The organism is Mitsuaria sp. RG, assembly GCF_028369275.1.
Taxonomy (GTDB): domain Bacteria; phylum Pseudomonadota; class Gammaproteobacteria; order Pseudomonadales; family Pseudomonadaceae; genus Aquipseudomonas; species Aquipseudomonas peradeniyensis.
In genome coordinates, this window is sequence record NZ_JAQMYQ010000012.1 from 101883 (window position 1) to 127019 (window position 25137).

The following is a 25137-nucleotide window of genomic DNA, read 5'->3' on the forward strand; positions in this document are numbered from 1 at the left end:
CCTACAGGGATCGCGTTGGCCGGTCGAACCAGGGCATCAGCGCAATTCAGCTTCGGGCACTGTCATTTGCCGGGCAATATTCTCCGGCCGCCACTGCTGCCGCGCCACCGCCAGCACCTCGGCCGGGCTGGCCCCCGCCAGTGCCGGATCGGCCTGCTGCCCCAATGCCCGCAGGGCACGCAGCAGCAACGGCGTCGCCTGGTCCGCCTCCAGCGGTGGCGAGCGGTACGACTTGCCCAGCTTGTGCCCGTCCGGCTGTACGATCAATGGAATGTGCAGGTAATGCGGCTGCGAGAACCCCAGCAACTCCTGCAGGTACAGCTGGCGCGGCGTGTTGTCCAGCAGGTCGGCGCCGCGCACGATATCAGTAACCCCCTGCCAGGCATCGTCCAGCACCACCGCCAGCTGGTAGGCATACAGCCCGTCGCGACGCTGGATGACGAAGTCGCCCACCTCGCGGCCCAGGTGTTGCTCGAACGTGCCCTGGACCCGATCGCTGAAGCGGTAGATCAGTTCCGGCACCCGCAGGCGGATCGCCGCGCCTTCGCGGGCGTGCCCGGCGTTGCGGCAAAAGCCTGGGTAGATGCCGTTGTGCCCTTCCAGCTGTTTGCGCGAGCAGGTGCAGGCATAGGCCAGGCCCATGTTGAACAGGCGGTCGACCACCGCGGCATAGGCATCGTGGCGCTGGCTCTGGAACACCACCTCGCCGTCCCACTCCAGCCCGTAGCGCTCCAGCGTCTGCAGGATCGCGTCACGGGCGCCGGGCATCTCCCGGGGCGGGTCGGTATCTTCCATGCGCAGCAGCCAGCGGCCGTTCACGGCGCGGGCGTCAAGCCAGGAGGCGAGGGCGGCGACCAGCGAGCCGAAGTGCAGGAAGCCACTGGGGGTGGGGGCGAAGCGGCCGATGTAGCGGGAGTCGTTCATGGATTGCACAGCTATATAAATGAAGACGGGGCGTACCCGTCGTAGAAAGCGGGCAAGCCCGCTTCCACAACCGATACGCCCCGTCTGCGAGGGTCCGGGATCAGCCTTTACCGACAGTCTTTTCCTTCTTCTCTGCAATTTCCTTGCAGTCGAAGCACAGGTCGGCGGTCGGACGGGCCTCGAGGCGGCGCAGGCCGATCTCGATGCCGCAGGAGTCGCACCAGCCGTACTCGTCGGCCTTGATCTTGTCGAGGGTCTTGTCGATCTTCTTGATCAGCTTGCGCTCGCGATCGCGGTTGCGCAGCTCCAGGGCGAATTCTTCTTCCTGGCTGGCACGGTCCGCCGGGTCGGGGAAGTTGGCTGCTTCGTCCTTCATGTGGTCCACGGTGCGATCCACGCTGACCATCAGCTCGCCTTTCCAGGCGCTGAGCAGCTTGATGAAGTGCTTCTTCATGGGCTCGCCCATGTACTCTTCACCTTTGGCCTCTACGTAGGGCTCGACACCGTACATGGTCTGGACTTTTTGCTTTTCTACGGTGGACATGAATAGACCGCCTCTCACTCATCTGATCCAATGCGCAGGCTTGCTTCCATCTCCGGCGCCCGCCGGCCCTGCGACTGCGAGCCGCCGAACTTACCAGATAGATCCGGGGTGCGCTACCCCGCCCTATGCCTGCTTTTGACAGCGGCTTGACCGGCGCGTTCGTTGGCGTGCACAGGTAGAATCACCAGTTTAGACCCAATTGAGAGAAGGCCCATGGCTCAGCCACACAGTGCGCGCAGTCGCGCCATCGAACCCTTCCACGTCATGGCCCTGCTGGCCCGTGCCAACGAGCTGCAGGCCGCGGGCCACGACGTGATCCACCTCGAGATCGGCGAGCCGGACTTCACCACCGCCGCGCCGATCGTCGCCGCAGGCCAGGCCGCCCTGGCCGCCGGGCACACCCGCTACACGGCGGCCCGTGGCCTGCCGCAACTGCGCGAGGCGATTGCCGGGTTCTATGGCCAGCGTTACGGTGTGGACCTCGATCCGGAGCGCGTGCTCATCACCCCTGGCGGCTCCGGCGCCCTGCTGCTGGCCAGCAGCCTGCTGGTCGATCCGGGCAAGCATTGGCTGCTGGCCGACCCGGGGTATCCGTGCAACCGGCATTTCCTGCGCCTGGTCGAAGGTGGCGCGCAGCTGGTGCCGGTGGGCCCGGACGTCAATTATCAGCTGACCGCTGATCTGGTCGAGCGTCATTGGGACAAGGACACTGTCGGCGCCCTGGTCGCCTCACCGGCCAACCCGACCGGCACCGTGCTCGACCGCGACGAGCTGGCCAGCCTTTCCAGGGCCACCCGCGAGCGTCACGGGCATCTGGTGGTGGACGAGATCTACCACGGCCTCACCTACGGCATGGATGCGCCGAGCGTGCTGGAAGTGGACGATGAGGCATTCGTCCTGAACAGTTTTTCCAAATATTTCGGCATGACCGGCTGGCGCCTGGGCTGGCTGGTGGCCCCGCCGTCGGCGGTGGCAGACCTGGAAAAGCTGGCGCAGAACCTCTACATCAGTGCCCCGAGCATGGCCCAGCACGCCGCGCTGGCGTGCTTCGAGCCGCAAACCCTGGCCATCCTCGAAGAGCGCCGCGCCGAGTTCGCCCGTCGCCGCGACTATCTGCTGCCGGCATTGCGCGGGCTGGGCTTCGGCATCGCCGTGGAGCCGCAGGGGGCCTTCTATCTGTATGCCGATATCAGCGCGTTCGGCGGCGATGCCTTCGCGTTCTGCCGGCACTTCCTGGAAACCGAGCACCTGGCATTCACCCCGGGTCTGGACTTCGGCCGGCACCAGGCCAGTCACCATGTGCGTTTCGCCTATACCCAGAGCCTGCCGCGCCTGGAAGAGGCGGTACAGCGCATCGCCCGTGGCCTGCAGAGCTGGCAGGGCTGACCGATGCAGTTTCCGCCCCTGGAACAGGCGCGCCTGCTGCGCCGCTATAAACGCTTCCTGGCCGACATCGAGCTGGCCAGTGGTGAGCAGATCACCATTCATTGCCCCAACACCGGCTCAATGCTCAACTGCATGCGCGAGGGCGGACAAGTGTGGTTCAGCCGCTCCAACGACCCCAAGCGCAAGTTGCCCGGTACCTGGGAGATCAGCGAAACGCCCCAGGGCCGCCTGGCCTGCGTCAATACCGGGCGTGCCAACGCCTTGGTGGAAGAGGCGCTGCGCGCCGGGGTGATCAGCGAACTGACTGGCTTCACCACGCTCAAGCGTGAGGTGGCCTATGGCGAGGAGCGCAGCCGGATCGACTTTTATCTGGAGTATGCCGACGGCACCCACGCCTATGTCGAGGTCAAGAGCGTAACCCTGGGTTACCCCGACACGCCGGTGGCGGCCTTCCCCGACGCCGTCACCCAGCGCGGCGCCAAGCACCTGCGCGAGCTGGCCACCCTGGCGCGCCAGGGTATCCGCGCGGTGCAGCTGTATTGCGTGAACCTGACCGGTATCGAGGCCGTTCGCCCTGCCGAGGAGATCGACGCCGCCTATGCCCAGGCCCTGCGCGCCGCCGTGGCGCAAGGGGTCGAGGTACTGGCCTACGGCACCCGGCTGGATGCGCAGCAACTGGTCATCGACCGTCCGCTGCCGGTGCTGCTCACTCCGTGAGCCAGATGCCCTGGCTGTCTTCCCGGCAGTCCAGGGCCTCCAGCCATTCGCCCGCGCAGGGGCCAGTGATGCATTCGCCGCTTTCTATCAGGAACTGGGCCCCGTGATGGGCGCACTGGATCAGGCTCGCGCTGTCGTCGAGAAAGTTGTCCGCTGCCCAGTTCAGCGGGATGCCCCGGTGCGGGCAGCGGTTGCGGTAGAGGTGGACCCTGCCCTGGCGGCGCACGCCGAACAGCGGCACGCCGGCTACGCTGAAGGCGCGGCTGTGGCCCTCGGCGAGGTCGTTGGAGGCGCAGAGAAAATGCATTGCAGCGGAGTTTCCGGTTAAGCCGTGTGACAAAGGGATGGCTTGACGCTTCAATGCGAATAATTATCAAATTGCCCGCATTCGTCGCGCCAGGCTGTCTATGGTGCGCACTTGTGCCGCCCGCCACAAGGTGTGCTGCCCGCCCTCTGCAAAGGAATCCGATGATGCGCCGTCCCGCTGCCTTGATTGCCCTGTGCGCCGGTCTTGCCCTGTCCGCCCAAACCATGGCCGCCGAGCTGCCGCAGCGCTGGGTCAGCGCCGGTGGCGCCCTGAGCGAGTGGATCAGCGCCCAGGGCGGCGAGCAGCGGCTGGTCGGTGTCGACACCACCAGCCAGCACCCCGAGTCGCTCAAGGCGCTGCCCAGCATCGGTTACCAGCGCCAGTTGTCGGCCGAGGGCATCCTCAGCCTGCGCCCCGATGTGCTGGTGGGTACCGAGGAGATGGGACCACCGCCGGTGCTGGCGCAGATCCGCAAGGCCGGGGTGCGGGTCGAGCTGTTCTCCAGCAAGGCCGAGGTCGGCGCGGTGGACGAGAACCTCAAGCATTTGGGAGCGTTGCTGGGTGACGAGCAGAAGGCCGAGGCGCTGGCGGCGGACTATCGCCGGCAACTGGAGGCGCTGCACAAGCAGGTCGAGCAGGCCCAGGCCGGGCACAAGGCGCCCGGTGTCCTGCTGCTGGTCGGCCATGCCGGCGCCAAGCCGATGATCGCCGGGCAGGGCACCGCCGGGGACTGGGTGCTGCGCCAGGCGGGAGGGCGCAACCTCGCCGATCACCAGGGCTACAAGAACTTCTCGGTGGAGGCCCTCGCCGCGCTGAATCCGGACGTGGTGGTGTTCTCCGACCGGGCCCTCAGCGGCGAGCAGGCCCTGCAGGCGCTGATCAAGGAAAACCCGGCCCTGGCGACTTCGCGCGCGGTGCGCGACAAACGCCTGCTGTCGCTCGACCCGACGCTGCTGGTCGGCGGCCTGGGCCCGCGCCTGCCCGCCACCCTGCATGAGCTGGCCGCCAGCTTCTACCCTGCCGCCAAGGCCAGTTTCAACCCATGAGGCAGCGGATTCGACCACGTACCTTGTTCATTACCCTGGCGCTGCTGTGCCTGCTCGCGGTCTGGCTATCGCTGGCGCTGGGCCCGGTCAGCCTGCCGCTGCTCGACACCCTGCGCGCCGGTTTGCGCCTGATCGGCTTGCCGGTATCCGGCGAGGGCCTGGAGCAGGCCGAGATGATCCTCGGCCAGATCCGCTTGCCGCGCACTCTGTTGGGGCTGGCGGTCGGTGCCGTGCTGGCACTGTCCGGCGTGGCGATGCAGGGGCTGTTCCGCAACCCGCTGGCCGACCCGGGGCTGGTCGGCGTCGCCAGCGGCGCCGCTCTGGGCGCGGCGGTGGCGATTGTCGGCGGTAGTTGGCTGGGGGGTATTCCCGACTGGTTCGCGCCTTACCTGCTGTCGCTCTGCGCCTTCGTCGGTGGCCTGGGCGTGACGGCGATGGTCTACCGCCTGGGGCGGCGTGACGGCCAGACCAACGTGGCCACCATGCTCCTGGCCGGTATCGCCATGACCGCGCTGGGCGGCTCGGCGGTGGGGCTGTTCACCTACCTGGCCGACGACGCCACCCTGCGCACCCTGACGTTCTGGAACCTGGGCAGCCTAAACGGTGCCAGCTACGAGCGGCTATGGCCCTTGCTGCTGGTGGCGGCGGCCGTGGCCCTGTGGCTGCCGCGCCGGGCGCAGGCGCTCAACGCCTTGCTGCTGGGCGAGTCGGAAGCCCGACACCTGGGCATCGAGGTCGAAGCGCTCAAGCGCGAACTGGTGTTCTGCACCGCGCTGGGCGTGGGGGCGGCGGTTGCCGCTGCCGGCCTGATCGGCTTTATCGGCCTGGTGGTGCCGCACCTGGTGCGCCTGGTGGCGGGGCCGGATCACCGGGTGCTGTTGCCGGCGTCGCTGCTGGCGGGCGGTACCCTGCTGCTGTTCGCCGACCTGATTGCGCGTCTGGCCCTGGCCCCGGCGGAATTGCCGATCGGCATCGTCACCGCCTTCATCGGGGCGCCATTCTTCCTGTTCCTGCTGGTGAAGGTACGTAGCTGATGCTCGACGTCCAAGGGCTGTCCCTCAAGCGCGGTGGTAGCCAGGTGCTGCACGACATCAACCTGACGCTGCGGCCCGGGCAGGTTCTCGGCGTGCTCGGGCCCAACGGCGCTGGCAAGAGCAGCCTGCTCGGTGCCCTGTGTGGCGAACTGGCGCCCAGCGCCGGGCAGGTCCACCTCGATGGTCGCGGTCTGGAGGGCTGGTCGGGGCAGGAACGGGCCCGCCGGCTGGCGGTGTTGCCGCAGGTGTCCAGCCTGGGCTTCGCGTTCAGTGTCGAGGAGGTGGTCGGCCTCGGTCGCCTGCCTCACGCCAGCGGCCGCCAGCGTGACCAGGAGATCGTCGAGGCGGCGCTGGCGGCGGCGGATGCGGGGCACCTGGTCGAGCGCAGCTACCTGGCGCTGTCCGGCGGCGAACGCCAGCGCGTGCACCTGGCGCGGGTGCTGGCCCAGCTGTGGCCCGGCGAGCCGGGTACCACGCTGTTGCTCGACGAGCCCACCTCCGCGCTCGACCCGCTGCACCAGCACACCACGCTGCAGGCGGTGCGCAGCTTCGCCGACCGTGGCGCGGCGGTGCTGGTGATCCTGCATGACCTGAACCTGGCGGCGCGCTACTGTGACCATATCCTGCTGCTGGAGCAGGGCCGCTGCCATGCCCTGGACACGCCGCAACAGGTGCTGACGCCAGCGGCGCTGCGGGCAGTGTTCGGTATCGATGTCCTGGTCCAGCCGCACCCGGAGCGCGGTCATCCGCTGATCATCACTCGCTAAGAGGCTTTCACCATGCGCCATCCCCTGCTGTCCGGCCTGTCCATCTGCCTGGCGCTGGCGCTGGGAGGTTGCCAGGCGAGCCTGCCACCCGTGCCGGCCTGGCAAGGTACCGAGGGCCGCGACAACGTCCAGTTGGGCCGGATCATCGAATTGTCCAGCGGCCAGGCCTTGAGCCCTGGGCAGTTGGTCCAGCGCCTGGCCGATGCGCCACGGGTGCTGGTGGGTGAAAAGCACGACAACCCCGACCACCATCGCCTGCAGCTCTGGTTGCTGCGCGCCCTGGAAAGCCGCCGGCCGCAGGGCAGCCTGCTGCTGGAAATGCTCGAGCCGCGGCAGCAGGCCCTGGTCGATGCGCAGAAGGGCAAGGCGTCTCCGCCAGCCGACCTGCCCAAGGCCCTCGACTGGCAATCCGGCTGGGACTGGGCGCTGTACGGGCCGATCGTCCGCGAGGCCCTGGGCCAACCTTACCCGCTGCTGGCCGCTAACCTGTCGCCGGAGGAGGTCCGCCAAGCCTATCGCCAGCCAGCGACACCCTCGGGCGAGCGCTCCAATGCGCCGGCCGTGGTGCAGGCGCTGCTGGCACAGGTGCGCGCCGGCCACTGCAACCTGCTGCCGGAAAACCAACTGCCGGCGATGCTGGCGGTGCAGCAGCAGCGCGACCGACGCATCGCCGAGCGGCTGCTGGCCGCGCCGCAACCGGCACTGCTGCTCACCGGCAGCTACCATGCGCGCAAGGACCTGGGCGTGCCCCTGCATCTGGCCGACCTCGACGCCAAGGCCGAGGGCAAGGTGCTGTTGCTGACGGAAGTGGGGGAGGCGGTCGAGCCGGGCATGGCCGACTTCGTCTGGTACACCCCGGCGACGCCGGAGCAGGACTACTGCGCCCAACTGCGCAAGGCGCACTGAATCGCGGGCAAAAAAAGACCCGGCAAAGTGCCGGGTCAATAACCGTGATTAGCCTGATGAGGAGATAATCTGAGCGTCCGAACCAGGGAGCATTCAGGTTACCCAACCGGTCTCGCGACCAGTTGTGATAATCATAACGATTCTCATTTCGGCGTCAATGCCTTTTGCGATTTATTTTTCGTTTTTCTGCGCTGGGCACTTCGCGTCGAGCTGTTGGTTCAGCGCCTGCTTGCGTTCGGCCGGCAGGTCGTTCCAGTGCATGTCCAGCAGGGCCCCCTCGATGGCGTACAACAACACCTTCGAAGCCCGGAATCCTCGCGTTCTCACGGCTTGATAGGCACCCACCGCGCCAAGCCGGCGCAGGTCCGAAGCACTGTGGATACCGACGGCGTGCAGCCATTGCGCGGAGGTCTTGCCAAGGTTTTTCAGATGCTGCAATTCATCGTTCATCGAGCCTCCTTGCGATGGCTGAACGGGTCGTGGGGATAAATCGCGAGCAGGTCAATGAGGAGTGTAGCGGGGGTTGGAAAATGCGCGGCCTTTTGCCATCTGTCGGCGACGGGATGCCCTTTTGCATCTGCAAACCTGGGCTTACTGAGCGTATTGATGGGGCGTAAAGCGCGAGCCTACTTGCGGACGCATCGCAGTGAATTTGATGGTAAGCCGCTCAGAGCCTAACAGTTAGCTTGCAGAAGTTGTCGCGCCATCCATGCCCCAGCAGGCAGGTATCGCGTGCGTTCAGTTTCTTGTCGATCCTGCACTGTGCGGTCTGCGACCGGCTTCATGTTGGTTCTTCAGGAGTTGGACCGGTACGGGACTCACGGTCTATCGCTTCCGGCCATTGCACCCTGGGGGCCAATCGGCGAATGGGGGTGAGTTCGAAGTCATTGTCCCAATCGCGGGGCGGGCGGACAAAGGTGGGAAGGGCGTCGGGGCCCTGTTGCATGAACAGTCTGATGATCTCCCAGTATCGCTTTCCATCCTCGATGTTATGGGTGAAGAAAAGACGGTCGATGATTTCATCGGTACCTGGCTTGCGGACTGCGATAAGGACTTTCTCGACGACTCCACCATTGCCCATGGGGGCGTAGACACTACAGGCTTCGGCGATGAGGTCTTGCCAGTCGTAGGCTACGGGTCGCACCCCCCATTTCTTTCTGCTGAATATGTGGATGCGATCAAATCGAAATTCATAAAAATAGACTTTTTGCCTGAGTCGGTTGAAGCGGATTGGTTCGTCGCGTGGAAGTTCGATATCCATGCGGACAAAGAATATAGTTGCCCAATATATGCCTGCTAGTGTGACAATTGCTATTGTGATTATGTCTGCTGCGGCTTTTATGCTTCCGGCTATTATCGTTGCTGCAAGAACTGCGATTGGTAATAGCGTAATTAGGAAGCATAGTGTGCCTCCAATGATAAATACTCCTCTTATTTTGTGAGTGGATCTAGGGATTTCTATGTAGGTGTCATTTATTTTGTTTGGTGTGGGTGGTAGTAAGGCTGCGTTAGTCTTTTGTATGGGCTTTTCATTGGGGAGAGGCAGGTCGCATTTCCAGCCCAGAGGATGGCGAGGTAGGTATTCATTGGTTTTAGTCATTCGTTGATCGCCTGGATTTCTAAGTGTGCATAGGCCTCAGGAGAGTTTCGGTCTGGCCAGTAAGTCACGTTTAAAGTTGCAGCCTGTATGCTGTGCCTGCCAAGGCTTGGAGTGAGTTCTATGTGGCCGGTTATGAACTCGGTGGTAGTGGATCCACCGGAGTGCAACACGGCAGATTTTTTGCTGGTTTTTTGGCTGAGGGTATCTGTTCTGTAGTCTTTCACTTTGCGAGAGGGGCGCGACGAGGGTTTTTTCTGCGAGGTTGGCAATGGATGTAAAACCTCATGGGACCCTGTCGCGATGATCTCGCCGCTCGTGTAGTTGGACGGAACCCCATCGCCATGTCGGTGAGCGGTCAGGGACCAGTGATAGCTGTAGCTGGAGGCATCAATGTTGGGGAGGAGGATCTTGAATGTCAGCTTTTGCTCGGTGGCCGCTTGGGCAATCCATCCGATTTTAGCCGTGAGCGTGGGGTCGGCTCTTTGGGTTTCGAATTTTACGCCAGCTTCAACACCTAATGTAGCGGCGTTAAACTCTGCAAAGGCGATATCCGCATGTTCGGGATATTCCCAGTGAATGGCAGGGCTTTCATTGGCTTTGCCGAAATGACAACGTATTGCCCAACGCTCTATAGAGCTCGACTCCTTGCTTTCCGCCAGTTTGATCATGCCATAGGAGGCTGCAGCGAGGATAATCGCTATCCCTAAAGGGCCCATTAATGAAGCATTGAAAACTGCTATTGTTGAATAAATTACTCCTACACCTGATGTGGCTGCTGCAAAGGTGTAAGCTGATGCGGCTGTTTTATCCCCGCCTTTCCATGTTCGCTTCAAGGCAAACACTGCCTGTGCCGTATCGTAAATCCCGGCCACGGCCCCCATGACGGCACCTACCCTGACCGTTGCCCGCCCCATTTCTATGACTGTGGCCATCCGTGCCGTCCCCGCAGGCGTCATGGGGATCCTGGTGTTGATCTGCGTGGCGCCGGTCCTGATGATCAAGCCCAGCGCCTCGATCCCGCCGCCTAGGATCGCCAGCTTGGACCCATGCAACGCCATCACCGCTTCCCCGGACTTCTCGCCGATCTCGATTTCCGCCTTTTCCAGATTCTTCGCCAGGCTGTCGTGGGTCAGGTACAAGCCGCCCAGGGCCAGCAGGAGCTCCCAGCTGCCCGCCACGCCGCGCATGCCGGTGAAGCTGGTGCGTACCAGCTGCGCCGCCTGTTTCGCGGTGATGCGCATGCCGTGGAGCAGTTGCCGGGCGTTGGCGTCGAGGGTTCCTGCGGCGACCGAGAGGTTGGCCAGGCTGATCTGCGCGGCGTCGCTGAGCTGGTTGACGCGCAGACCGGCTTCCTGGGCCAGGCGCTCGTGCAGCACGTCGGCGGTGCCCTCGACCCAGACGCTGACGGTGATGACGCTGTGCGCCAGCTTCGGGTCGAGCACCGCCAGGCTCAGCAGCCCGTGCTGGATGACCGGCCGCACCCAGCGCCTGGACGCGCTCACCTCGGCATCAAATTCGCGCAGGCCCAGGAGCATGCGCTCGCGGGCCTTGGCGGTCTGCGCGCTGGCCTTGTGCTGCAGCTCGCGCAGGTGGGCGCTCTGCAGGGCGTAGTACTCGCTGAGCTTCATCTGCACCTGCAGCTCGATCAGTTGCACGCCGTTGTACAGCCACTGGCTGGCGCTGTTCAGGCGCATCACGGCGCGCTGCACGCCGGGCGGCAGCAGGGGCTTCAGGCGCAGGCTGGCGCCATTGATCGCGCCTTGCGTCTCGGCGATGGCCTGGCGCAGGGTGTCGCGCAGGTTCAAGCCGGCATCGTCACTGGCGATGACCTTGCTCAGCGCCCCATAGAGCTTCTCGCTGTCGCCCCAGTCGGTGGGGTCGGTGGTGGAGAAACTGGGCAGCAGCGCGGCGAGCAAGGCCCGGTCGCGCAGGAGCACGGCGCGGTAGGGCGGGCTGTTGGGATCCTGCAGCCAGCGCTGCCACAGCGCCGCGCTGCTGCCCGGGGCAGGGGCGCGGGCTTCGCCGTCCGCGTCGGGGGCTTCGGTGACGCCACCGGCCAGGCACAGGGCCATGGTCTTGCTGTAGGCGATGCCGGATTCGCGGTCGTCACCGTCGTAGTCGTGTTCCTCGATGGCGTGGAACAGGCTGCTGTCGCAGAGCTGGGTATAGGCCTGGGTGTTCAGGTCGATGTAGCGCTGGTACTCGGCTTCCTGGCGTTCGTACTCGGCCTGGAAGCCTGCGCGCAGGGGCTCGTGGTAGCGCTCCTCGAGCCGGGCGACGCCGTCCCGGGCGCGCCGTTCGACCTCGCGCTGGCGCTCGACCTGCGGGTCGACGAACACCGGCGGGCCATCGCCGCTGTGGGGCTCGAAGGACGGGGTCTGCTGCTCGGCCCAGGGCCATTGCATGGCGCGCAGGGTCAGCAGGATCTGCGAGGTCTGCAGCTGATAGGCGCGCAGCGGGTCCTCGCGCCATTGCTGGCGCCGGGCGATCCAGTTGAGGCGCTGGTGGTTGTACTCCTGGACCAGGCCGACGGTGTCGTCGAGCACCAGGGCGAGCACGCCGTGTTCGAGCTGGTGGCGGGCAATGGCGTTGATCAGGTAGCCGCGGGTAGCGGTCTGGCGCAGCAGGCGGCTGTGAAAGCCATGGACACTGTCGAAGGCGCCGGGCAGTTGCTGGTTGTACTCGAAGACCTCGCGGTCCACCTGCAGCTCGCTGAGGGTCATGGCCATGCCCACCTGGGCGGGGTCGCTGCGGGCGAGGGCGAGGTCCAGCACCTGGAAGCGATCGGGAGGGGTCTTGGCGTTGCGATAGGCATTCAGCACGCTGGGCGGCCAGGCGTCGCTGCTGAAGGCGATCCAGGCGGTGGAGAAGGCCTCGGTGTCGACGGTGAGGAAGGAAGAGGGGATGTCGTGGTTTTCGCCCAGGCACTGGCGGGCGAGCAGACGCGGTGGTGCGGGTGGCGGCTCAAGGGGGTTGAAGCGGCGCAGGTGGGCCTCGTCGGTGACTTCGTAGGCGTACCAGATGCGCTGGTCGAGCAGGACATACAGGTAGCCGGTGCGCAGGGTGCGCAGACCCATGCGGGTGGCGACCTGATCGCCGCCGGCCAGGGGGTGACGGTAGGCCGGGCGCAGGTCCGGGACCAGGGCCCGGCGCAGGGGCAGGATGGGCAGGCCCTTGCGTTCGCAGGCCTGGCACTGGTCGTGGGGCAGGACGGATTCGGCGATGACGTGGGCGATTCGCTTGCTGAGGGTCATGGGCGTTTTCCGGGATGTGGCAGGTTGGCTGCACATACCGCCGCATCGAGCATCTGGATAGGCGATATCTGCTCTGGATCGTCGGACAGTTGCGAGCGACGGTTACACAGAGCAGAAACACTAGCGAGGAACAGGTTCTCGATGGGTAACAGGGCTTCCCAAATCCGTGTAGGACGTTTCTCTAACTGTCCATTTGGGCCTGATTTGGCAGCGTTTTGTTACAGCTAAAGGGATTCCTGGGAACTCTCATCGTGCGTCAGGAGGGTTATCCGCAAGCAGATCAATACCCTTGTCGATCCAGGCAGTCCTAAATCTATGACATCAGCCATTCGATCAGGCTGGCCATTTGCAGGCATATCAGGAGTAGGAGCGCTCCGCGCCCCTATCCCTGGGAGGACGGGATTCCTAAAGAAGACAGTTGCCCTGAGGCACGGTCTAGCGAGCGCTTCGATAACGCATCCGCGTCCCGAACTTCACCGACATCAGGATTTCGTCGGCGCTGAGTTCGGCCGGGAAGTAGGTCCCGGAGATCTGCGCATGGGCGAGGCTCGCGCCCTCCAGGCCGTTCTCGCGCAGGTCGAGCCCGCGCAGGTCGGCGGCGCGAAAGTACGCGTCGGTGAAGTCGATGCCGCGCACGTCCAGGTCGCGCAGGTCCAGGCCGCGGAAATCACCGCCTCGAAAGTCGATAGTCGAATCGCTGGGTTTTTCGCGGTTGAACGCCGCGATCTTCTCGTCGCGGATCATCGAGTACAGGACGTTGTCCAGCTGACGGGGCTGATTCATGGCGGCGCCTCCTCCGTGGGGTGTGATGATATTGTAATGACATCACTGGAGGGGCGCCGGACTTCAGGCGTGAACTGTCGACTGCTTCACGCCTTGCGGGTCAAAGGCCGGGCAGGTGCTGGCGGATCTGTTCGATCAGCTGGTCCATGCTGGCGCTTTCCTGGGTGTTCACGCGCTTGCTGTGCTTCTGCTCCTCGGCATCCAGCGGGTCGCGGCTGGCTTGCTGCGCCTGGATCACTTCCAGGGTGGCATCCGAAGGGTCGATGGCTTCGGCCTGGCGCTGGGCCAGCCAGCTGGCGATCACCGCGTCGGGAGCCTGGCAGTCGAGAATCAGGAACGGCACGCCGGTTTCGCTGGCGACCTGCGCCGCCGCCTTGCGCTGGTCTTGCTTGAGGTAGGTGGCGTCGATCACTACCGGGAAACCGGCGTGCAGGATGATCGCGGCCAGTTCATGCAGGCGCTGGTAGGTAGCGGCGCTGGCTTCTTTATCGTAGATGCCGGCCTCGAGCTGGCCGGCGTTGTCTGCCGATTGCTTGCCGAACAGGCGCTTGCGCTCGACATCCGAACGCACGCGGATTGCGCCCAGCGCTTCGACCAGGCGCATGGCCACGTGGCTCTTGCCCACCGCCGAGACGCCCTCGGTGATGGCCAGCAGGCGCGAGGGAATGGCGCTGTAGCTTTCGGCCAGGTTGGCGTAGTTGCGGTAGGTGCGCAGGGTGGTGGCGCGCTGCACGCCGTCGGCGTCGGGCGACAGGCTGAACAGCGCGACCTTGGCCCGCACCAGGGCGCGGTAGGCCTTGTAGAAGTTCAGCAGCTCCAGACCTTCGTAGTCACCGGTCAGCTCCAGGTACTGGCTGATGAAGCGTCGCGACAGGCACTTCAGGCCGCGGTCCTCGAGGTCCATGGCCAGGAAGCCGACGTCGGCGTAGACGTCGGTCAGGCGGAACGGCTCGTTGAACTCGATGCAGTCGAAGATCACCACCTTGCCGTCGATCAGGGTGGCGTTGCCCAGGTGGATGTCGCCGTGGCACTCACGGATGAAACCATCGGTCTTGCGCGCCTCGAGCAGACCATGCAGGCGCTTGAAGCTGTCCTGGGCCCAGGCCTGCAGGTTGTCCAGTTGCTGCAGGTCGGCCTTGTCGGTCAGGAACGGGCGGATCTGCTCGAAGTTCTGCTCCACCGGCGCCATGACCGCGTCCGGGGTGCCCAACGGATGGTCGACTGGCACTTTCGGCGCCTGCAGGTGGAACTCGGCGATCTGCCGGGCCATCTGGTCGATGTGACCGGCGTTCAGCTCGCCGTTGGCCTGCAGGGTGCTGAGCATCTGGTCCTGGGGGAACTGGCGCATCTTCAGCGCGTACTCGATCGCCGGGCCTTCGCCGCCGATCTGCGGGGCCTCGACGCTGCCGGTGATCGGCAGCACTTCCAGGTACAGGCCTTCGGTCAGGCGCTGGTTCAGCCGCAGCTCTTCGTTACAAAAATGCCCGCGCTGGTCAAGGCCGGTGAAGTCGAGGAAGCCGAAGTTCATCGGCTTCTTGATCTTGTAGGCGTACTCGCCGGTGAGCAGAACCCAGGAGATATGCGTCTCGATGAGCTGGAAGCCCGCGACAGGGTGCGGATAGAGGGCGGGGTTCTGCAGCGCGCTGATCAGGGCTTGGCTCACGGATCATCCTTCAGGGGTCAGGGAATTCGAATCGGACATTATGGTCAATGGTGCCGTCCCTGCAAACCGCCGTAGGCGTCTGCCCCCCTTTTCCAAAGTGCGTATAATCCGCCGCCATGACACGTACCCGAAATTCCCGCACCTCTAAAAAACGCCCGACCGGCCGCGCCCGCGCCTGGCTGGGCTGGGCACTCAAGCTCAGCCTGGTCGGCCTGGTGGTGATCGCCGGCTTCGCGGTTTACCTCGATGCGACCGTCCAGGAGAAGTTCTCCGGCAAGCGCTGGACCATCCCGGCCAAGGTGTATGCCCGGCCGCTGGAGCTGTTCGTCGGCCAGAAGCTGAGCAAGAACGACTTCCTCACCGAACTCGATGCCCTGGGCTATCGCCGGGAAGGCGTGGCCAATGGCCCGGGCGCCGCGTCGGTCAATGGCAACAACGTCGACCTCAACACCCGTGGTTTCCAGTTCTACGAGGGCATGGAGCCGGCGCAGTTCGTGCGAGTGCGCTTCTCCGGCGACTATGTCGCGGGCCTCAGCGGCGCCAATGGCGGCAAGCTCGACGTGGTGCGCCTCGAGCCGTTGATGATCGGCGGCATCTACCCGAAGAACCTCGAAGACCGCATCCTGATCAAGATCGACCAGGTGCCGCCGTACCTGGTGGAAACCCTGATCGCCACCGAAGACCGCGACTTCTACAGCCATTTCGGCGTGTCGCCCAAGTCCATTGCCCGGGCCGTCTGGGTCAACACCTCTTCGGGCGCCATGCGCCAGGGCGGCAGTACCCTGACCCAGCAGTTGGTGAAGAACTTCTTCCTCACCAACGAGCGCAGTCTCAGTCGCAAGCTGACCGAAGCGATGATGTCGGTGCTGCTGGAAGTGCACTATGACAAGCGTGAAATCCTCGAGGCCTATCTGAACGAAGTGTTCATCGGCCAGGACGGCCAGCGCGCGGTGCACGGCTTCGGCCTTGCCAGCCAGTTCTTCTTCAGCCAGCCGCTGCAGGAACTCAAGCTGCACCAGATCGCCTTGCTGGTGGGCATGGTCAAGGGCCCGTCCTACTACAACCCACGCCGTCACCCCGAGCGCGCCCTGCAACGGCGCAACCTGGTGCTCGACCTGCTCGCCGAGCAGGGCGTGGCCACCCAGGAGGTGGTCGATGCAGCGAAGAAGATGCCGCTGGGCGTGACCAAGCGCGGCAGCCTGGCCGACAGCTCGTTCCCGGCCTTCCTCGACCTGGTCAAGCGCCAGCTGCGCCAGGATTACCGCGACGAAGACCTGACCGAAGAAGGCCTGCGCATCTTCACCAGTTTCGACCCGATCCTGCAGATGAAGGCCGAGACCGCCATGAGCGAGACCTTCAAGCGCCTGGCCGGGCGCAAGGGCGCCGACGAAGTGGAGTCGGCGATGGTCGTCACCAACCCCGAAACCGGTGAGGTGCAGGCGCTGATCGGCAGCCGCCAGTCGGGCTTCGCCGGCTTCAACCGCGCCATCGACGCCGTGCGGCCGATCGGCTCGCTGGTCAAGCCGGCGGTCTACCTGACCGCGCTGGAGCAACCGAGCAAGTTCACCCTGACCAGCTGGGTGCAGGACGAGCCGTTCTCGGTCAAGGGTGCCGACGGCCAGGTGTGGCGCCCGCAGAACTACGATCGCCGCCCGCACGGCACCATCTACCTGTACCAGGGCCTGGCCAACTCCTACAACCTGTCGACCGCCAAGCTCGGCCTGGAAGTGGGCGTGCCCAACGTGATCAAGACCATCGGTCGGCTCGGCGTACAGGTTGACTGGCCGGCATTCCCGTCGATGCTGCTGGGCGCCGGCGGCATGTCGCCGATGCAGGTCGCGACCATGTACCAGACCATCGCCAACGGCGGCTTCAACACGCCGATGCGCGGTATCCGCAGCGTGCTCACCGCCGAAGGCGAGCCGCTCAAGCGTTACCCGTTCCAGATCCAGCAGACCTTCGACCCGGGTTCGATCTACCTGGTGCAGAACGCCATGCAGCGGGTGATGCGCGAAGGCACAGGCCGCTCGGTTTACAGCGTGCTGCCGAGCTCGCTGACCCTGGCGGGCAAGACCGGTACCAGCAACGACTCGCGCGACAGCTGGTTCTCCGGCTTCAGCCAGGACCTGCTGGCGGTGGTCTGGCTGGGCCGCGACGACAACGGCAAGACGCCGTTCACCGGTGCCACCGGCGCGCTGCAGGTGTGGACCAGCTTCATGAAGAAGGCCGACCCGCTGCCGCTGGACATGCCGCAGCCGGACAACGTGGTGCAGGCCTGGATCGATCCTTACAGCGGCCAGGGTTCCGACGGCAGCTGTCCGGGAGCGGTGCAGATGCCGTATATTCGTGGCAGTGAACCACCCGCTGGCGCCACCTGTGGTGGCGAGCAGAACCCGGCCGAAGAGGTGATGGACTGGGTCAAGGGCTGGATGAATTGAGCGCGAGCTTCTGAAGAGGGTGTGAAGTGAACAAGTGGTGGATTCCTGCCGTGGCGGCAGTGACCGTGCTGCACGGCTGTGCCAGCGTCCCGCGTGGCAACATTCCGGTGGTCGATTCGAGCACCCGGGTCTCCAACAGCGAGCGCGTCTCGGCCAACCGCACGTCGGCCTATCCGACCAGCGGCGGCAGCAGCCAGGCCCGGTCGTTGCCGGAAGACTCCGGCGTCACCGTGATGATCCCGCAAGGGACCGGCGGCGCGCCGATCCAGTCGTTCCCGGCAGGTACCGGCCCGGCACCGATCAGCACCGGGCCGATCACCCCGGGTCCGGTCAGCAGCGGCCCGATCAGCACCAACCCCAACCCGATCGCCGACGAGCCCTTCGACATCGCCTCGATGAGCAATCCGGCACCGGTCACCAGCGCGCCCACCGGGATTCCGCGGGGCAACGTCTCCGGCGGCGGCCTGTCCGCCGACGAACAGCTCGACGGCCCGGTGCTGGCGCTGCTGACCACCGCCCAGCAGCAGCAGGGCAGTGGCGACTTCAACGGCGCCGCGTCGAGCCTGGAGCGTGCCCAGCGCATCGCCCCGCGTGAGCCGCAGGTGCTGTTCCGCCTGGCCCAGGTGCGCCTGTCGCAGGGTGACGCCGCGCAGTCCGAGCAACTGGCGCGGCGCGCCCTGACCTACGCCAATGGTCGCCCCGACCTGCAGGCGCAGCTGTGGAACACCATCGCCCAGGCTCGCGAGAAGCAGGGTGACAGTGCCGGCGCGGCCCTGGCGCGGCAGAAGGCGCGGGTCAACCTGTGATGGAACAGCGCATACTCGATATCGCCGACCATCTGCTGCTGATCGAGCGCGAGCTCAAGGTCCAGGGCTGGTGGAGTGATGCCGCACCCAGCGCCGAGGCGCTGGCCAGCGTGGTGCCGTTCGCCGTCGACAGCATGGCCTTCGAACAGTGGCTGCAGTGGATCTTCCTGCCGCGGATGACGCTCATTCTCGAACACGGCCACCCGCTGCCCAATGCCTCGGGCATCCTGGTGATGGCCGAGACGGTGTTTGTCGACCGTCCGGAACAAAGCCGCGAGCTACGGCGCCTGTTGGCAGAATTCGACCAATTGATCAGCCCCTCCGCCTGATTTCTTCTCTTTTTCCATCAAGGGCCGCAGATTGTGGCCCTTTTTTATGGAAATCTTCTTAAATCTGCTGCTGAGCACCTTTTTAGTGGTTGCAGCAATTCATCTTGCGGAAAAATTGGCAATAATTTTTCTTGACTTGTGCGCGCCGAATCACAAGAATCCAGATTCCGCTGTAGAGGGACTGCCAGAAGCAGACCCGCTAAGCAGATCATGAGGCGCACACCCGCGCCGACTTGTAACACCCCGCAACGCGTTACCTCGCGCTGGGTGGGAAGGCCCGCAACACACCAGGGCACTCCCAATACTTGCTCAGTCAGTGCTGACGTTCGCTCATGCTCTGCTTGGCAGTAAACCTATTAAGACCCGCTCAGTGAGGGCGGTATTCTGGCGTTTTAGAGGTGAACAACGTGGAGCTTTTATCTGGCGCTGAGATGGTCGTCCGCTTCTTGCGTGACGAAGGCGTTAAGCACATCTACGGGTACCCTGGTGGTGCTCTCCTTCATGTTTACGATGCCCTGTTCAAGGAACCGGAAGTCCAGCACATCCTGGTCCGCCACGAGCAGGCTGCCACCCATATGGCGGACGGTTACGCCCGTGCCACCGGCAAGGCCGGCGTGGTACTGGTGACTTCCGGCCCGGGCGCGACCAATGCCATCACCGGCATTGCCACCGCCTACATGGATTCCATTCCGATGGTCATCCTGTCTGGCCAGGTGCCCAGCACCATGGTCGGCACCGACGCGTTCCAGGAAACCGACATGATCGGTATCTCCCGGCCGATCGTGAAGCACAGCTTCATGATCAAGCACGCTTCGGAAATCCCCGAAGTCCTGAAAAAAGCCTTCTATCTTGCGCAGTCCGGCCGTCCCGGCCCGGTAGTGGTCGACATTCCAAAAGATATGACCAACCCGGCCGAGAAGTTCGAGTACATCTACCCGAAAAAGGTCAAGCTGCGTTCGTATAGCCCGGCTGTTCGTGGTCACTCCGGGCAGATCCGCAAGGCGGCCGAGATGCTCCTGGCGGCCAAGCGCCCGATCGTCTACTCCGGCGGTGGCGTGATCCTCGGCGGCGGCTCCGAAGCCCTCACCGAAATCGCCAGGACGCTGAACCTGCCGGTCACCAACACCCTGATGGGCCTCGGTGGCTTCCCCGGCACCGAGCGCCAGTTCCTCGGCATGCTCGGCATGCACGGCAGCTACACCGCCAACATGGCCATGCACCACGCCGACGTGATCTTCGCTGTCGGTGCGCGTTTCGACGACCGCGTGGTCAACGGCCCGGCCAAGTTCTGCCCGAACGCCAAGATCATCCACATCGACATCGACCCAGCGTCGATCTCCAAGATGATCAAGGCCGACGTGCCGATCGTCGGCCCGGTCGAGAGCGTGTTGAGCGAGATGCTCACCATCCTCAAGGAAATCGGCGAGCAGCCCGACAAGGCGGCGCTGGATGCCTGGTGGAAGCAGATCGACGAATGGCGCGGCGACGGTGCGCTGTTCCCCTACGACAAGGGCGACGGCAACCTCATCAAGCCGCAACAGGTGATCGAGACCCTGTGCGAAGTGACCAACGGCGATGCCTTCGTCACCTCCGACGTCGGCCAGCACCAGATGTTCGCGGCGCAGTACTACCGCTTCAACAAACCCAACCGCTGGATCAACTCCGGTGGCCTGGGCACCATGGGCTTCGGTTTCCCGGCGGCCATGGGCGTCAAGCTCAACTTCCCCGACCAGGACGTGGCCTGCGTTACCGGTGAAGGCAGCATCCAGATGAACATCCAGGAGCTGTCCACCTGCATGCAGTACGGCCTGCCGGTGAAGATCGTCAACCTGAACAACGGTGTGCTGGGCATGGTCCGCCAATGGCAGGACATGGCCTACAACGGTCGCCACTCGCACTCCTACGTCGAGTCGCTGCCGGACTTCGTCAAGCTGGCCGAGGCCTATGGCCATGTGGGCATCCGCATCACCAGCCTGAAAGACCTCAAGCCGAAGCTGGAAGAGGCTTTCGCGATGAAGGACCGCCTGGTGTTCATCGACATCGCGGTCGACCGGACCGAGCACGTCTATCCGATGCAGATCAAGGACGGCTCGATGCGTGACATGTGGCTGAGCAAGACGGAGCGTACCTGATATGCGGCACATCATCTCTTTGCTGCTGGAAAACGAACCCGGTGCCTTGTCTCGCGTGGTCGGCCTGTTCTCCCAGCGCAACTACAACATTGAAAGCCTGACCGTGGCACCGACCGAAGACCCGACCCTGTCGCGTCTGACGCTGACCACCGTTGGCCATGACGAGGTGATCGAGCAGATCACCAAGAACCTGAACAAGCTGGTCGAAGTGGTCAAGCTTGTCGACCTGTCGGAAAGCGCCCACATCGAGCGCGAACTGATGCTGGTCAAGGTCAAGGCCACTGGTGCCCAGCGCGCCGAAATCAAGCGCACCACGGATATCTTCCGTGGCCAGATCGTCGACGTGACCGCCAGCGTGTACACCGTGCAACTGAGCGGCACCAGCGACAAGCTGGACAGCTTCATCCAGGCCATCGGCACCGCATCGATTCTCGAAACCGTGCGCAGTGGCGTCACCGGCATTGCCCGTGGCGACAAAGTGCTCAGCATCTAACTTCAAAAACTAGCGATGGCTCCGCTGGGGCCGAGATATAACAGGGGTATTTCATGAAAGTTTTCTACGATAAAGACTGCGACCTTTCCATCATCCAGGGCAAGAAAGTCGCCATCATCGGTTACGGTTCGCAAGGTCACGCCCAGGCGTGCAACCTGAAGGACTCCGGTGTGGACGTTACCGTCGGTCTGCGTAAAGGTTCGGCTACCGTTGCCAAGGCAGAAGCCCACGGCCTGAAAGTGGCTGACGTGGCTACCGCCGTCGCCGCTGCCGACCTGGTCATGATCCTCACCCCGGACGAATTCCAGGGCCAGCTGTACAAGAACGAGATCGAGCCGAACATCAAGAAGGGCGCCACCCTGGCCTTCTCCCACGGCTTCTCGATCCACTACAACCAGGTCGTTCCGCGTGCCGACCTCGACGTGATCATGATCGCGCCGAAGGCTCCGGGCCACACCGTGCGCTCCGAGTTCGTCAAGGGCGGTGGTATCCCTGACCTGATCGCCATCTACCAGGACGCCTCGGGCAACGCCAAGAACGTCGCCCTGTCCTACGCCGCTGGCGTCGGTGGCGGCCGTACCGGCATCATCGAAACCACCTTCAAGGACGAGACCGAAACCGACCTGTTCGGTGAGCAGGCCGTTCTGTGCGGCGGTACCGTCGAGCTGGTCAAGGCCGGTTTCGAAACCCTGGTCGAAGCGGGCTACGCCCCGGAAATGGCCTACTTCGAGTGCCTGCACGAGCTGAAGCTGATCGTCGACCTCATGTACGAAGGCGGTATCGCCAACATGAACTACTCGATCTCCAACAACGCCGAGTACGGTGAGTACGTCACCGGCCCTGAAGTCATCAACGAAGAATCCCGCAAGGCCATGCGCAATGCCCTCAAGCGCATCCAGGACGGCGAGTACGCGAAGATGTTCATCAGCGAAGGCGCCACCAACTATCCTTCGATGACCGCCAAGCGCCGCAACAACGCCGCCCACGGCATCGAAATCATCGGCGAGCAACTGCGTTCGATGATGCCGTGGATCTCGGCCAACAAGATCGTCGACAAGACCAAGAACTAAGTCTTGCGTCGATAAATGAAAAACGCGGCTTCGGCCGCGTTTTTTCGTTTGCGCGGTCAGCTTCTGGTATAAAGCGACCAGTGGCTCGCTGTTAGAACGGTTTTGCCGAGCCCATGTCGAACATATTCCACCCTGTTGCAAGGTACTTTTCATGAGCGAACGTCCCGAAGAGCCGAACAAGCCCTCCGACGCCGAAAGCCTGCTACCTGTCGATGAGCACGTTGAAGAAGGTCACGACGCCGAAGGGCGCAAGGTGCGTCACCGCGGTATCTATCTGCTGCCCAACCTGTTCACCACCGCGAACCTGTTCGCCGGCTTCTATTCCATCATCAGCTCGATGAGCGCGCAGAGCGCCCTGAGCGCGGGTGATCCACGGGAGGCGAGCAAGTATTTCGCCTTCGCCGCCATCGCGATCTTCGTCGCCATGGTCCTCGACGGCCTCGATGGTCGCGTGGCCCGCATGACCAATACGCAAAGCGCCTTCGGTGCCGAGTACGACTCGCTGTCGGACATGGTCGCCTTCGGCGTGGCGCCGGCGTTGCTGGCGTTCGGCTGGGCCCTGGGCGACATGGGCAAGGTCGGCTGGATGGTCGCCTTCATCTATGTGGCTGGCGCTGCGCTGCGCCTGGCACGCTTCAATACCCAGGTCGGCACCGCCGACAAGCGTTACTTCATCGGCCTGGCCAGCCCGGCAGCGGCCGGCGTGGTGGCCGGTACCGTCTGGGCGTTCAGCGACTACGGCATCCAGGGCTCCAAGCTGTCGTTCCTGGTGGCGCTGCTGGTGGCAGCCGCGGGCATGCTGATGGTCAGCAACATCAAGTACAACAGCTTCAAGGAACTCGACCTCAAGGGCCGCGTGCCCTTTGTCGCGATCCTGGCCGTGGTGCTGGTGTTCGCCGTGGTGTTCAGCGACCCGCCGCGCATCCTGCTGCTGATCTTCCTCGCCTATGCCGCGTCGGGGCCGATCCAGTTCCTGTTGCGGGCGCGCCGTCGTAAATCCTGACAAGGATTTAATCGCGGAATAACCTGCCGGCTCCATAGTCTTACGTGTACATCAGTGACCCGTACTGTGGAGCCGCCATGCTCATCAAGCTTCCCCGACCGTCCGACTGCAAAGCGTCGGAGATCACCCCCGAATCCATCTACTTCTCCCGTCGCAGGTTGCTGGGCGCAGGCCTTGCGGGCGCGGCCCTGGGTGCGTTGCCGCGGTTGGGCACGGCTGCCGAGATGTCCCGCTATGCCGACGTCCAGGCCGGTGCCGCCCCCGGCTGGTTCAATGACAAGCTGGCCAGCACCCGTTGGCAGGCGGTTACCGTCAGCGGTGAGGCGATCACGCCGTTCAAGGACGCTACCCACTACAACAACTTCTACGAGTTCGGGCCCGACAAGGGCGATCCGGCGGCCAATGCCGGCAGCCTGAAGACCGAGCCCTGGAGCCTGGTGGTGGATGGCGAGGTGGCCAAGCCCGGGCGCTATGCGCTGGAGGACTTCGTCAAGCCTTACCAGCTTGAGGAGCGGATCTACCGCCTGCGCTGCGTGGAGGCCTGGTCGATGGTGATTCCCTGGTTGGGCTTCCCCTTGGCTCAGGTGCTCAAGCAGGTCGAGCCAACCTCGAAAGCGCGCTATATCCGTTTCGAAACCCTGGAAGACCCCAAGAGCATGCCCGGCCAGCGGTCCGGCTTTGCCCTGATCGACTGGCCGTATGTGGAGGGCTTGCGCCTGGACGAGGCGATGAACCCGCTGGCGATTCTGGCGGTGGGCATGTATGGCCGTGAGCTGCCCAACCAGAATGGCGCGCCGCTGCGTCTGGTGGTGCCATGGAAGTACGGATTCAAGAGCATCAAGTCGATCGTGCGCATCAGCCTGGTGGCGGAGCAGCCGCAGACCACTTGGCAGGGGCTGGCGCCGGACGAGTACGGCTTCTATGCCAACGTCAACCCGACGGTCGACCACCCACGCTGGACCCAGGCCCGGGAGCGTCGCCTGCCCAGCGGGCTGTTCAGTCCCAATGTGCGCGATACGCTGATGTTTAACGGCTACGCCGATGAAGTGGCGTCGCTGTATACCGGCCTCGACCTGCGGAAGAACTACTGATGCGTTATCCCTGGCTGCGCCTGGCGATCTTCGTGAGCGGCTGCCTGTTCCCCGTATGGTGGTTGTACGAGGCGGCCATGGGGCTGCTCGGGCCGGATCCGGGCAAGATCATGGTGGACCGTCTTGGCCTGGGGGCGCTGGTCTTCCTGTTGATCACCCTGAGCATGACGCCGCTGCAGCGGCTGACGGGGTGGTCGGGCTGGATCGTGGTGCGGCGTCAGCTGGGGTTGTGGTGCTTTGCTTATATAGTGCTGCACATGACGGCGTACATGGTGTTCATCCTGGGGCTGGATTGGGGGCAGTTCGGGGTGGAGTTGCGCAAGCGGCCCTACATCATTGTCGGCGCCTTGGGTTTTCTTGGCCTGCTGGCGCTGGCGGTCACTTCCAACCGGTATAGCCAGCGGCGTCTTGGCGCGCGGTGGAAGAAGCTGCACCGGCTGGTCTATGTGATTCTCGGGTTGGGGCTGTTGCACTTTCTGTGGATCGTGCGCTCGGACCTGAAGGAGTGGGCGGTGTATGCCGCTGTTGGGGTTTTCCTTCTGGTGCTGCGCATTCCCCCGGTGTGGCGGCGTGTTCCACGATTGGTCGGGCGGGGGAGGGCGGTTTGAGGGTTGGTTGGGAATGGGGTTGGTGTTGTTAGGTGCCTGTCTTGGGATTGTGTTGTGTGTGCGAGGTGTTCGCCTTGGGGTTGCGTTGTGTTCCAGAGGTGTTCGCCGTGGGATTGCGTTGTGTCTCAGAGGTGTTCGCCGAAGATTCTCTGGCGCCTATGAGATCGAGCGCCGCCCGCGCGGCGCATCGCGGGACAAGCCCGCTCCCACATTTGTTTCGGGCCAATCGCTCCTGG

General features: G+C 64.1%; 23 protein-coding genes. 15 read left to right on the forward strand and 8 right to left on the reverse strand.

Annotated features, from left to right (window positions below):
- Positions 1–36: 36 nt before the first annotated feature.
- Positions 37–924 (reverse strand): tRNA glutamyl-Q(34) synthetase GluQRS, encoded by an 888-nt coding sequence (gene gluQRS, locus POF53_RS09710; protein ID WP_234560860.1) that lies wholly within the window; start codon positions 922–924, stop codon positions 37–39.
- A 100-nt stretch (positions 925–1024) separates the two neighbouring features.
- Positions 1025–1468 (reverse strand): RNA polymerase-binding protein DksA, encoded by a 444-nt coding sequence (gene dksA / locus POF53_RS09715; RefSeq protein ID WP_203648071.1) that lies wholly within the window; start codon positions 1466–1468, stop codon positions 1025–1027.
- 213 nt (positions 1469–1681) lie between these two features.
- Between dksA and POF53_RS09720 the strand changes: the two genes are divergently transcribed.
- Positions 1682–2854, forward strand: a complete 1173-nt coding sequence (locus POF53_RS09720) for a pyridoxal phosphate-dependent aminotransferase (protein WP_203648070.1) — start codon at positions 1682–1684, stop codon at positions 2852–2854.
- Positions 2855–2857: 3 nt separating this feature from the next.
- Positions 2858–3571, forward strand: coding sequence for a DNA/RNA nuclease SfsA (gene sfsA / locus POF53_RS09725; protein ID WP_203648069.1), 714 nt, complete (start codon positions 2858–2860; stop codon positions 3569–3571).
- Here sfsA and POF53_RS09730 read toward each other — a convergent pair.
- Positions 3561–3878, reverse strand: a complete 318-nt coding sequence (locus tag POF53_RS09730) for a Rieske (2Fe-2S) protein (protein WP_498967457.1) — start codon at positions 3876–3878, stop codon at positions 3561–3563. The two genes, sfsA and POF53_RS09730, sit on opposite strands and share 11 nt — an antisense overlap.
- Before the next feature lie 164 nt (positions 3879–4042).
- Here POF53_RS09730 and POF53_RS09735 point away from each other — a divergent pair, with 164 nt between their 5' ends.
- The 4 genes from POF53_RS09735 to POF53_RS09750 are packed head-to-tail and all read left to right on the forward strand — an operon-like array spanning position 4043 to position 7631.
- The gene (locus tag POF53_RS09735; protein WP_498967459.1) at positions 4043–4924 is read left to right on the forward strand and encodes a heme/hemin ABC transporter substrate-binding protein; all 882 of its coding nucleotides are present in this window, start codon (positions 4043–4045) and stop codon (positions 4922–4924) included.
- Positions 4921–5958 carry a FecCD family ABC transporter permease gene (locus POF53_RS09740; protein WP_498967461.1) on the forward strand — a complete coding sequence of 346 codons (1038 nt, stop codon included), beginning with the start codon at positions 4921–4923 and terminating at the stop codon, positions 5956–5958. Before POF53_RS09735 ends, POF53_RS09740 begins: the two co-directional genes overlap by 4 nt.
- Positions 5958–6725: a heme ABC transporter ATP-binding protein gene (locus tag POF53_RS09745; protein ID WP_232856616.1), complete on the forward strand. Its 768-nt coding sequence runs from the start codon at positions 5958–5960 to the stop codon at positions 6723–6725. Before POF53_RS09740 ends, POF53_RS09745 begins: the two co-directional genes overlap by 1 nt.
- Before the next feature lie 12 nt (positions 6726–6737).
- Entirely contained in the window at positions 6738–7631 is an 894-nt protein-coding gene (locus tag POF53_RS09750; protein WP_498967463.1) for a ChaN family lipoprotein, read from the forward strand.
- 171 nt (positions 7632–7802) lie between these two features.
- On the opposite strand, the gene POF53_RS09755 is transcribed toward POF53_RS09750, so the two are convergent.
- From POF53_RS09755 to POF53_RS09775, 5 genes are all read right to left on the reverse strand, one after another.
- Entirely contained in the window at positions 7803–8081 is a 279-nt protein-coding gene (locus POF53_RS09755) for a TfoX/Sxy family protein (protein ID WP_028691223.1), read from the reverse strand.
- Positions 8082–8412: 331 nt separating this feature from the next.
- Positions 8413–9231, reverse strand: coding sequence for a DUF6708 domain-containing protein (locus tag POF53_RS09760; protein ID WP_326491843.1), 819 nt, complete (start codon positions 9229–9231; stop codon positions 8413–8415).
- Positions 9228–12485, reverse strand: coding sequence for a T6SS effector BTH_I2691 family protein (locus POF53_RS09765; protein WP_498967466.1), 3258 nt, complete (start codon positions 12483–12485; stop codon positions 9228–9230). Before POF53_RS09765 ends, POF53_RS09760 begins: the two co-directional genes overlap by 4 nt.
- 435 nt (positions 12486–12920) lie before the next feature.
- Complete coding sequence (locus tag POF53_RS09770) at positions 12921–13268, reverse strand: pentapeptide repeat-containing protein (protein ID WP_062572758.1); 348 nt, start codon at positions 13266–13268, stop codon at positions 12921–12923.
- 100 nt (positions 13269–13368) lie between these two features.
- A complete protein-coding gene (locus POF53_RS09775; RefSeq protein ID WP_498967468.1) occupies positions 13369–14931 on the reverse strand; it encodes a bifunctional aminoglycoside phosphotransferase/ATP-binding protein in 1563 nt (520 codons plus the stop codon).
- A 116-nt stretch (positions 14932–15047) separates the two neighbouring features.
- On the opposite strand from POF53_RS09775, the gene mrcB reads away from it, so the two are divergent.
- The 9 genes from mrcB to msrQ all read left to right on the forward strand — a co-directional run bounded on the left by mrcB (position 15048) and on the right by msrQ (position 24901).
- Positions 15048–17369: a penicillin-binding protein 1B gene (mrcB, locus tag POF53_RS09780; RefSeq protein WP_203648062.1), complete on the forward strand. Its 2322-nt coding sequence runs from the start codon at positions 15048–15050 to the stop codon at positions 17367–17369.
- 26 nt (positions 17370–17395) lie between these two features.
- Positions 17396–18175 (forward strand): tetratricopeptide repeat protein, encoded by a 780-nt coding sequence (locus POF53_RS09785; protein WP_050706955.1) that lies wholly within the window; start codon positions 17396–17398, stop codon positions 18173–18175.
- Positions 18175–18504: a YqcC family protein gene (locus POF53_RS09790; RefSeq protein WP_267967288.1), complete on the forward strand. Its 330-nt coding sequence runs from the start codon at positions 18175–18177 to the stop codon at positions 18502–18504. The genes POF53_RS09785 and POF53_RS09790 overlap by 1 nt, the downstream gene beginning before the upstream one ends.
- 398 nt (positions 18505–18902) lie before the next feature.
- A complete protein-coding gene (locus POF53_RS09795) occupies positions 18903–20636 on the forward strand; it encodes an acetolactate synthase 3 large subunit (protein ID WP_498967472.1) in 1734 nt (577 codons plus the stop codon).
- Position 20637: 1 nt separating this feature from the next.
- A complete protein-coding gene (gene ilvN, locus POF53_RS09800) occupies positions 20638–21129 on the forward strand; it encodes an acetolactate synthase small subunit (RefSeq protein WP_003250040.1) in 492 nt (163 codons plus the stop codon).
- A 53-nt stretch (positions 21130–21182) separates the two neighbouring features.
- Positions 21183–22199: a ketol-acid reductoisomerase gene (gene ilvC / locus POF53_RS09805; RefSeq protein ID WP_027917653.1), complete on the forward strand. Its 1017-nt coding sequence runs from the start codon at positions 21183–21185 to the stop codon at positions 22197–22199.
- Between the two features lie 151 nt (positions 22200–22350).
- Positions 22351–23202, forward strand: a complete 852-nt coding sequence (gene pssA, locus POF53_RS09810; RefSeq protein ID WP_028691215.1) for a CDP-diacylglycerol--serine O-phosphatidyltransferase — start codon at positions 22351–22353, stop codon at positions 23200–23202.
- A gap of 77 nt (positions 23203–23279) precedes the next feature.
- On the forward strand, positions 23280–24293 hold the full coding sequence (msrP, locus tag POF53_RS09815; RefSeq protein WP_475860770.1) for a protein-methionine-sulfoxide reductase catalytic subunit MsrP: 1014 nt from the start codon (positions 23280–23282) through the stop codon (positions 24291–24293).
- Positions 24293–24901 (forward strand): protein-methionine-sulfoxide reductase heme-binding subunit MsrQ, encoded by a 609-nt coding sequence (msrQ, locus tag POF53_RS09820; RefSeq protein WP_232857780.1) that lies wholly within the window; start codon positions 24293–24295, stop codon positions 24899–24901. The genes msrP and msrQ overlap by 1 nt, the downstream gene beginning before the upstream one ends.
- The last annotated feature ends 236 nt before the right edge of the window (positions 24902–25137 follow it).

Bases quoted from the DNA above. Each gene is read 5' to 3' on its own strand.
- gluQRS (WP_234560860.1), bottom strand. From the start codon at position 924: ATGAACGACTCCCGCTACATCGGCCGCTTCGCCCCCACCCCCAGTGGC.
- dksA (WP_203648071.1), bottom strand. From the start codon at position 1,468: ATGTCCACCGTAGAAAAGCAAAAAGTCCAGACCATGTACGGTGTCGAG.
- POF53_RS09720 (WP_203648070.1), top strand. From the start codon at position 1,682: ATGGCTCAGCCACACAGTGCGCGCAGTCGCGCCATCGAACCCTTCCAC.
- sfsA (WP_203648069.1), top strand. From the start codon at position 2,858: ATGCAGTTTCCGCCCCTGGAACAGGCGCGCCTGCTGCGCCGCTATAAA.
- POF53_RS09730 (WP_498967457.1), bottom strand. From the start codon at position 3,878: ATGCATTTTCTCTGCGCCTCCAACGACCTCGCCGAGGGCCACAGCCGC.
- POF53_RS09735 (WP_498967459.1), top strand. From the start codon at position 4,043: ATGCGCCGTCCCGCTGCCTTGATTGCCCTGTGCGCCGGTCTTGCCCTG.
- POF53_RS09740 (WP_498967461.1), top strand. From the start codon at position 4,921: ATGAGGCAGCGGATTCGACCACGTACCTTGTTCATTACCCTGGCGCTG.
- POF53_RS09745 (WP_232856616.1), top strand. From the start codon at position 5,958: ATGCTCGACGTCCAAGGGCTGTCCCTCAAGCGCGGTGGTAGCCAGGTG.
- POF53_RS09750 (WP_498967463.1), top strand. From the start codon at position 6,738: ATGCGCCATCCCCTGCTGTCCGGCCTGTCCATCTGCCTGGCGCTGGCG.
- POF53_RS09755 (WP_028691223.1), bottom strand. From the start codon at position 8,081: ATGAACGATGAATTGCAGCATCTGAAAAACCTTGGCAAGACCTCCGCG.
- POF53_RS09760 (WP_326491843.1), bottom strand. From the start codon at position 9,231: ATGACTAAAACCAATGAATACCTACCTCGCCATCCTCTGGGCTGGAAA.
- POF53_RS09765 (WP_498967466.1), bottom strand. From the start codon at position 12,485: ATGACCCTCAGCAAGCGAATCGCCCACGTCATCGCCGAATCCGTCCTG.
- POF53_RS09770 (WP_062572758.1), bottom strand. From the start codon at position 13,268: ATGAATCAGCCCCGTCAGCTGGACAACGTCCTGTACTCGATGATCCGC.
- mrcB (WP_203648062.1), top strand. From the start codon at position 15,048: ATGACACGTACCCGAAATTCCCGCACCTCTAAAAAACGCCCGACCGGC.
- POF53_RS09790 (WP_267967288.1), top strand. From the start codon at position 18,175: ATGGAACAGCGCATACTCGATATCGCCGACCATCTGCTGCTGATCGAG.
- ilvN (WP_003250040.1), top strand. From the start codon at position 20,638: ATGCGGCACATCATCTCTTTGCTGCTGGAAAACGAACCCGGTGCCTTG.
- ilvC (WP_027917653.1), top strand. From the start codon at position 21,183: ATGAAAGTTTTCTACGATAAAGACTGCGACCTTTCCATCATCCAGGGC.
- pssA (WP_028691215.1), top strand. From the start codon at position 22,351: ATGAGCGAACGTCCCGAAGAGCCGAACAAGCCCTCCGACGCCGAAAGC.
- msrP (WP_475860770.1), top strand. From the start codon at position 23,280: ATGCTCATCAAGCTTCCCCGACCGTCCGACTGCAAAGCGTCGGAGATC.
- msrQ (WP_232857780.1), top strand. From the start codon at position 24,293: ATGCGTTATCCCTGGCTGCGCCTGGCGATCTTCGTGAGCGGCTGCCTG.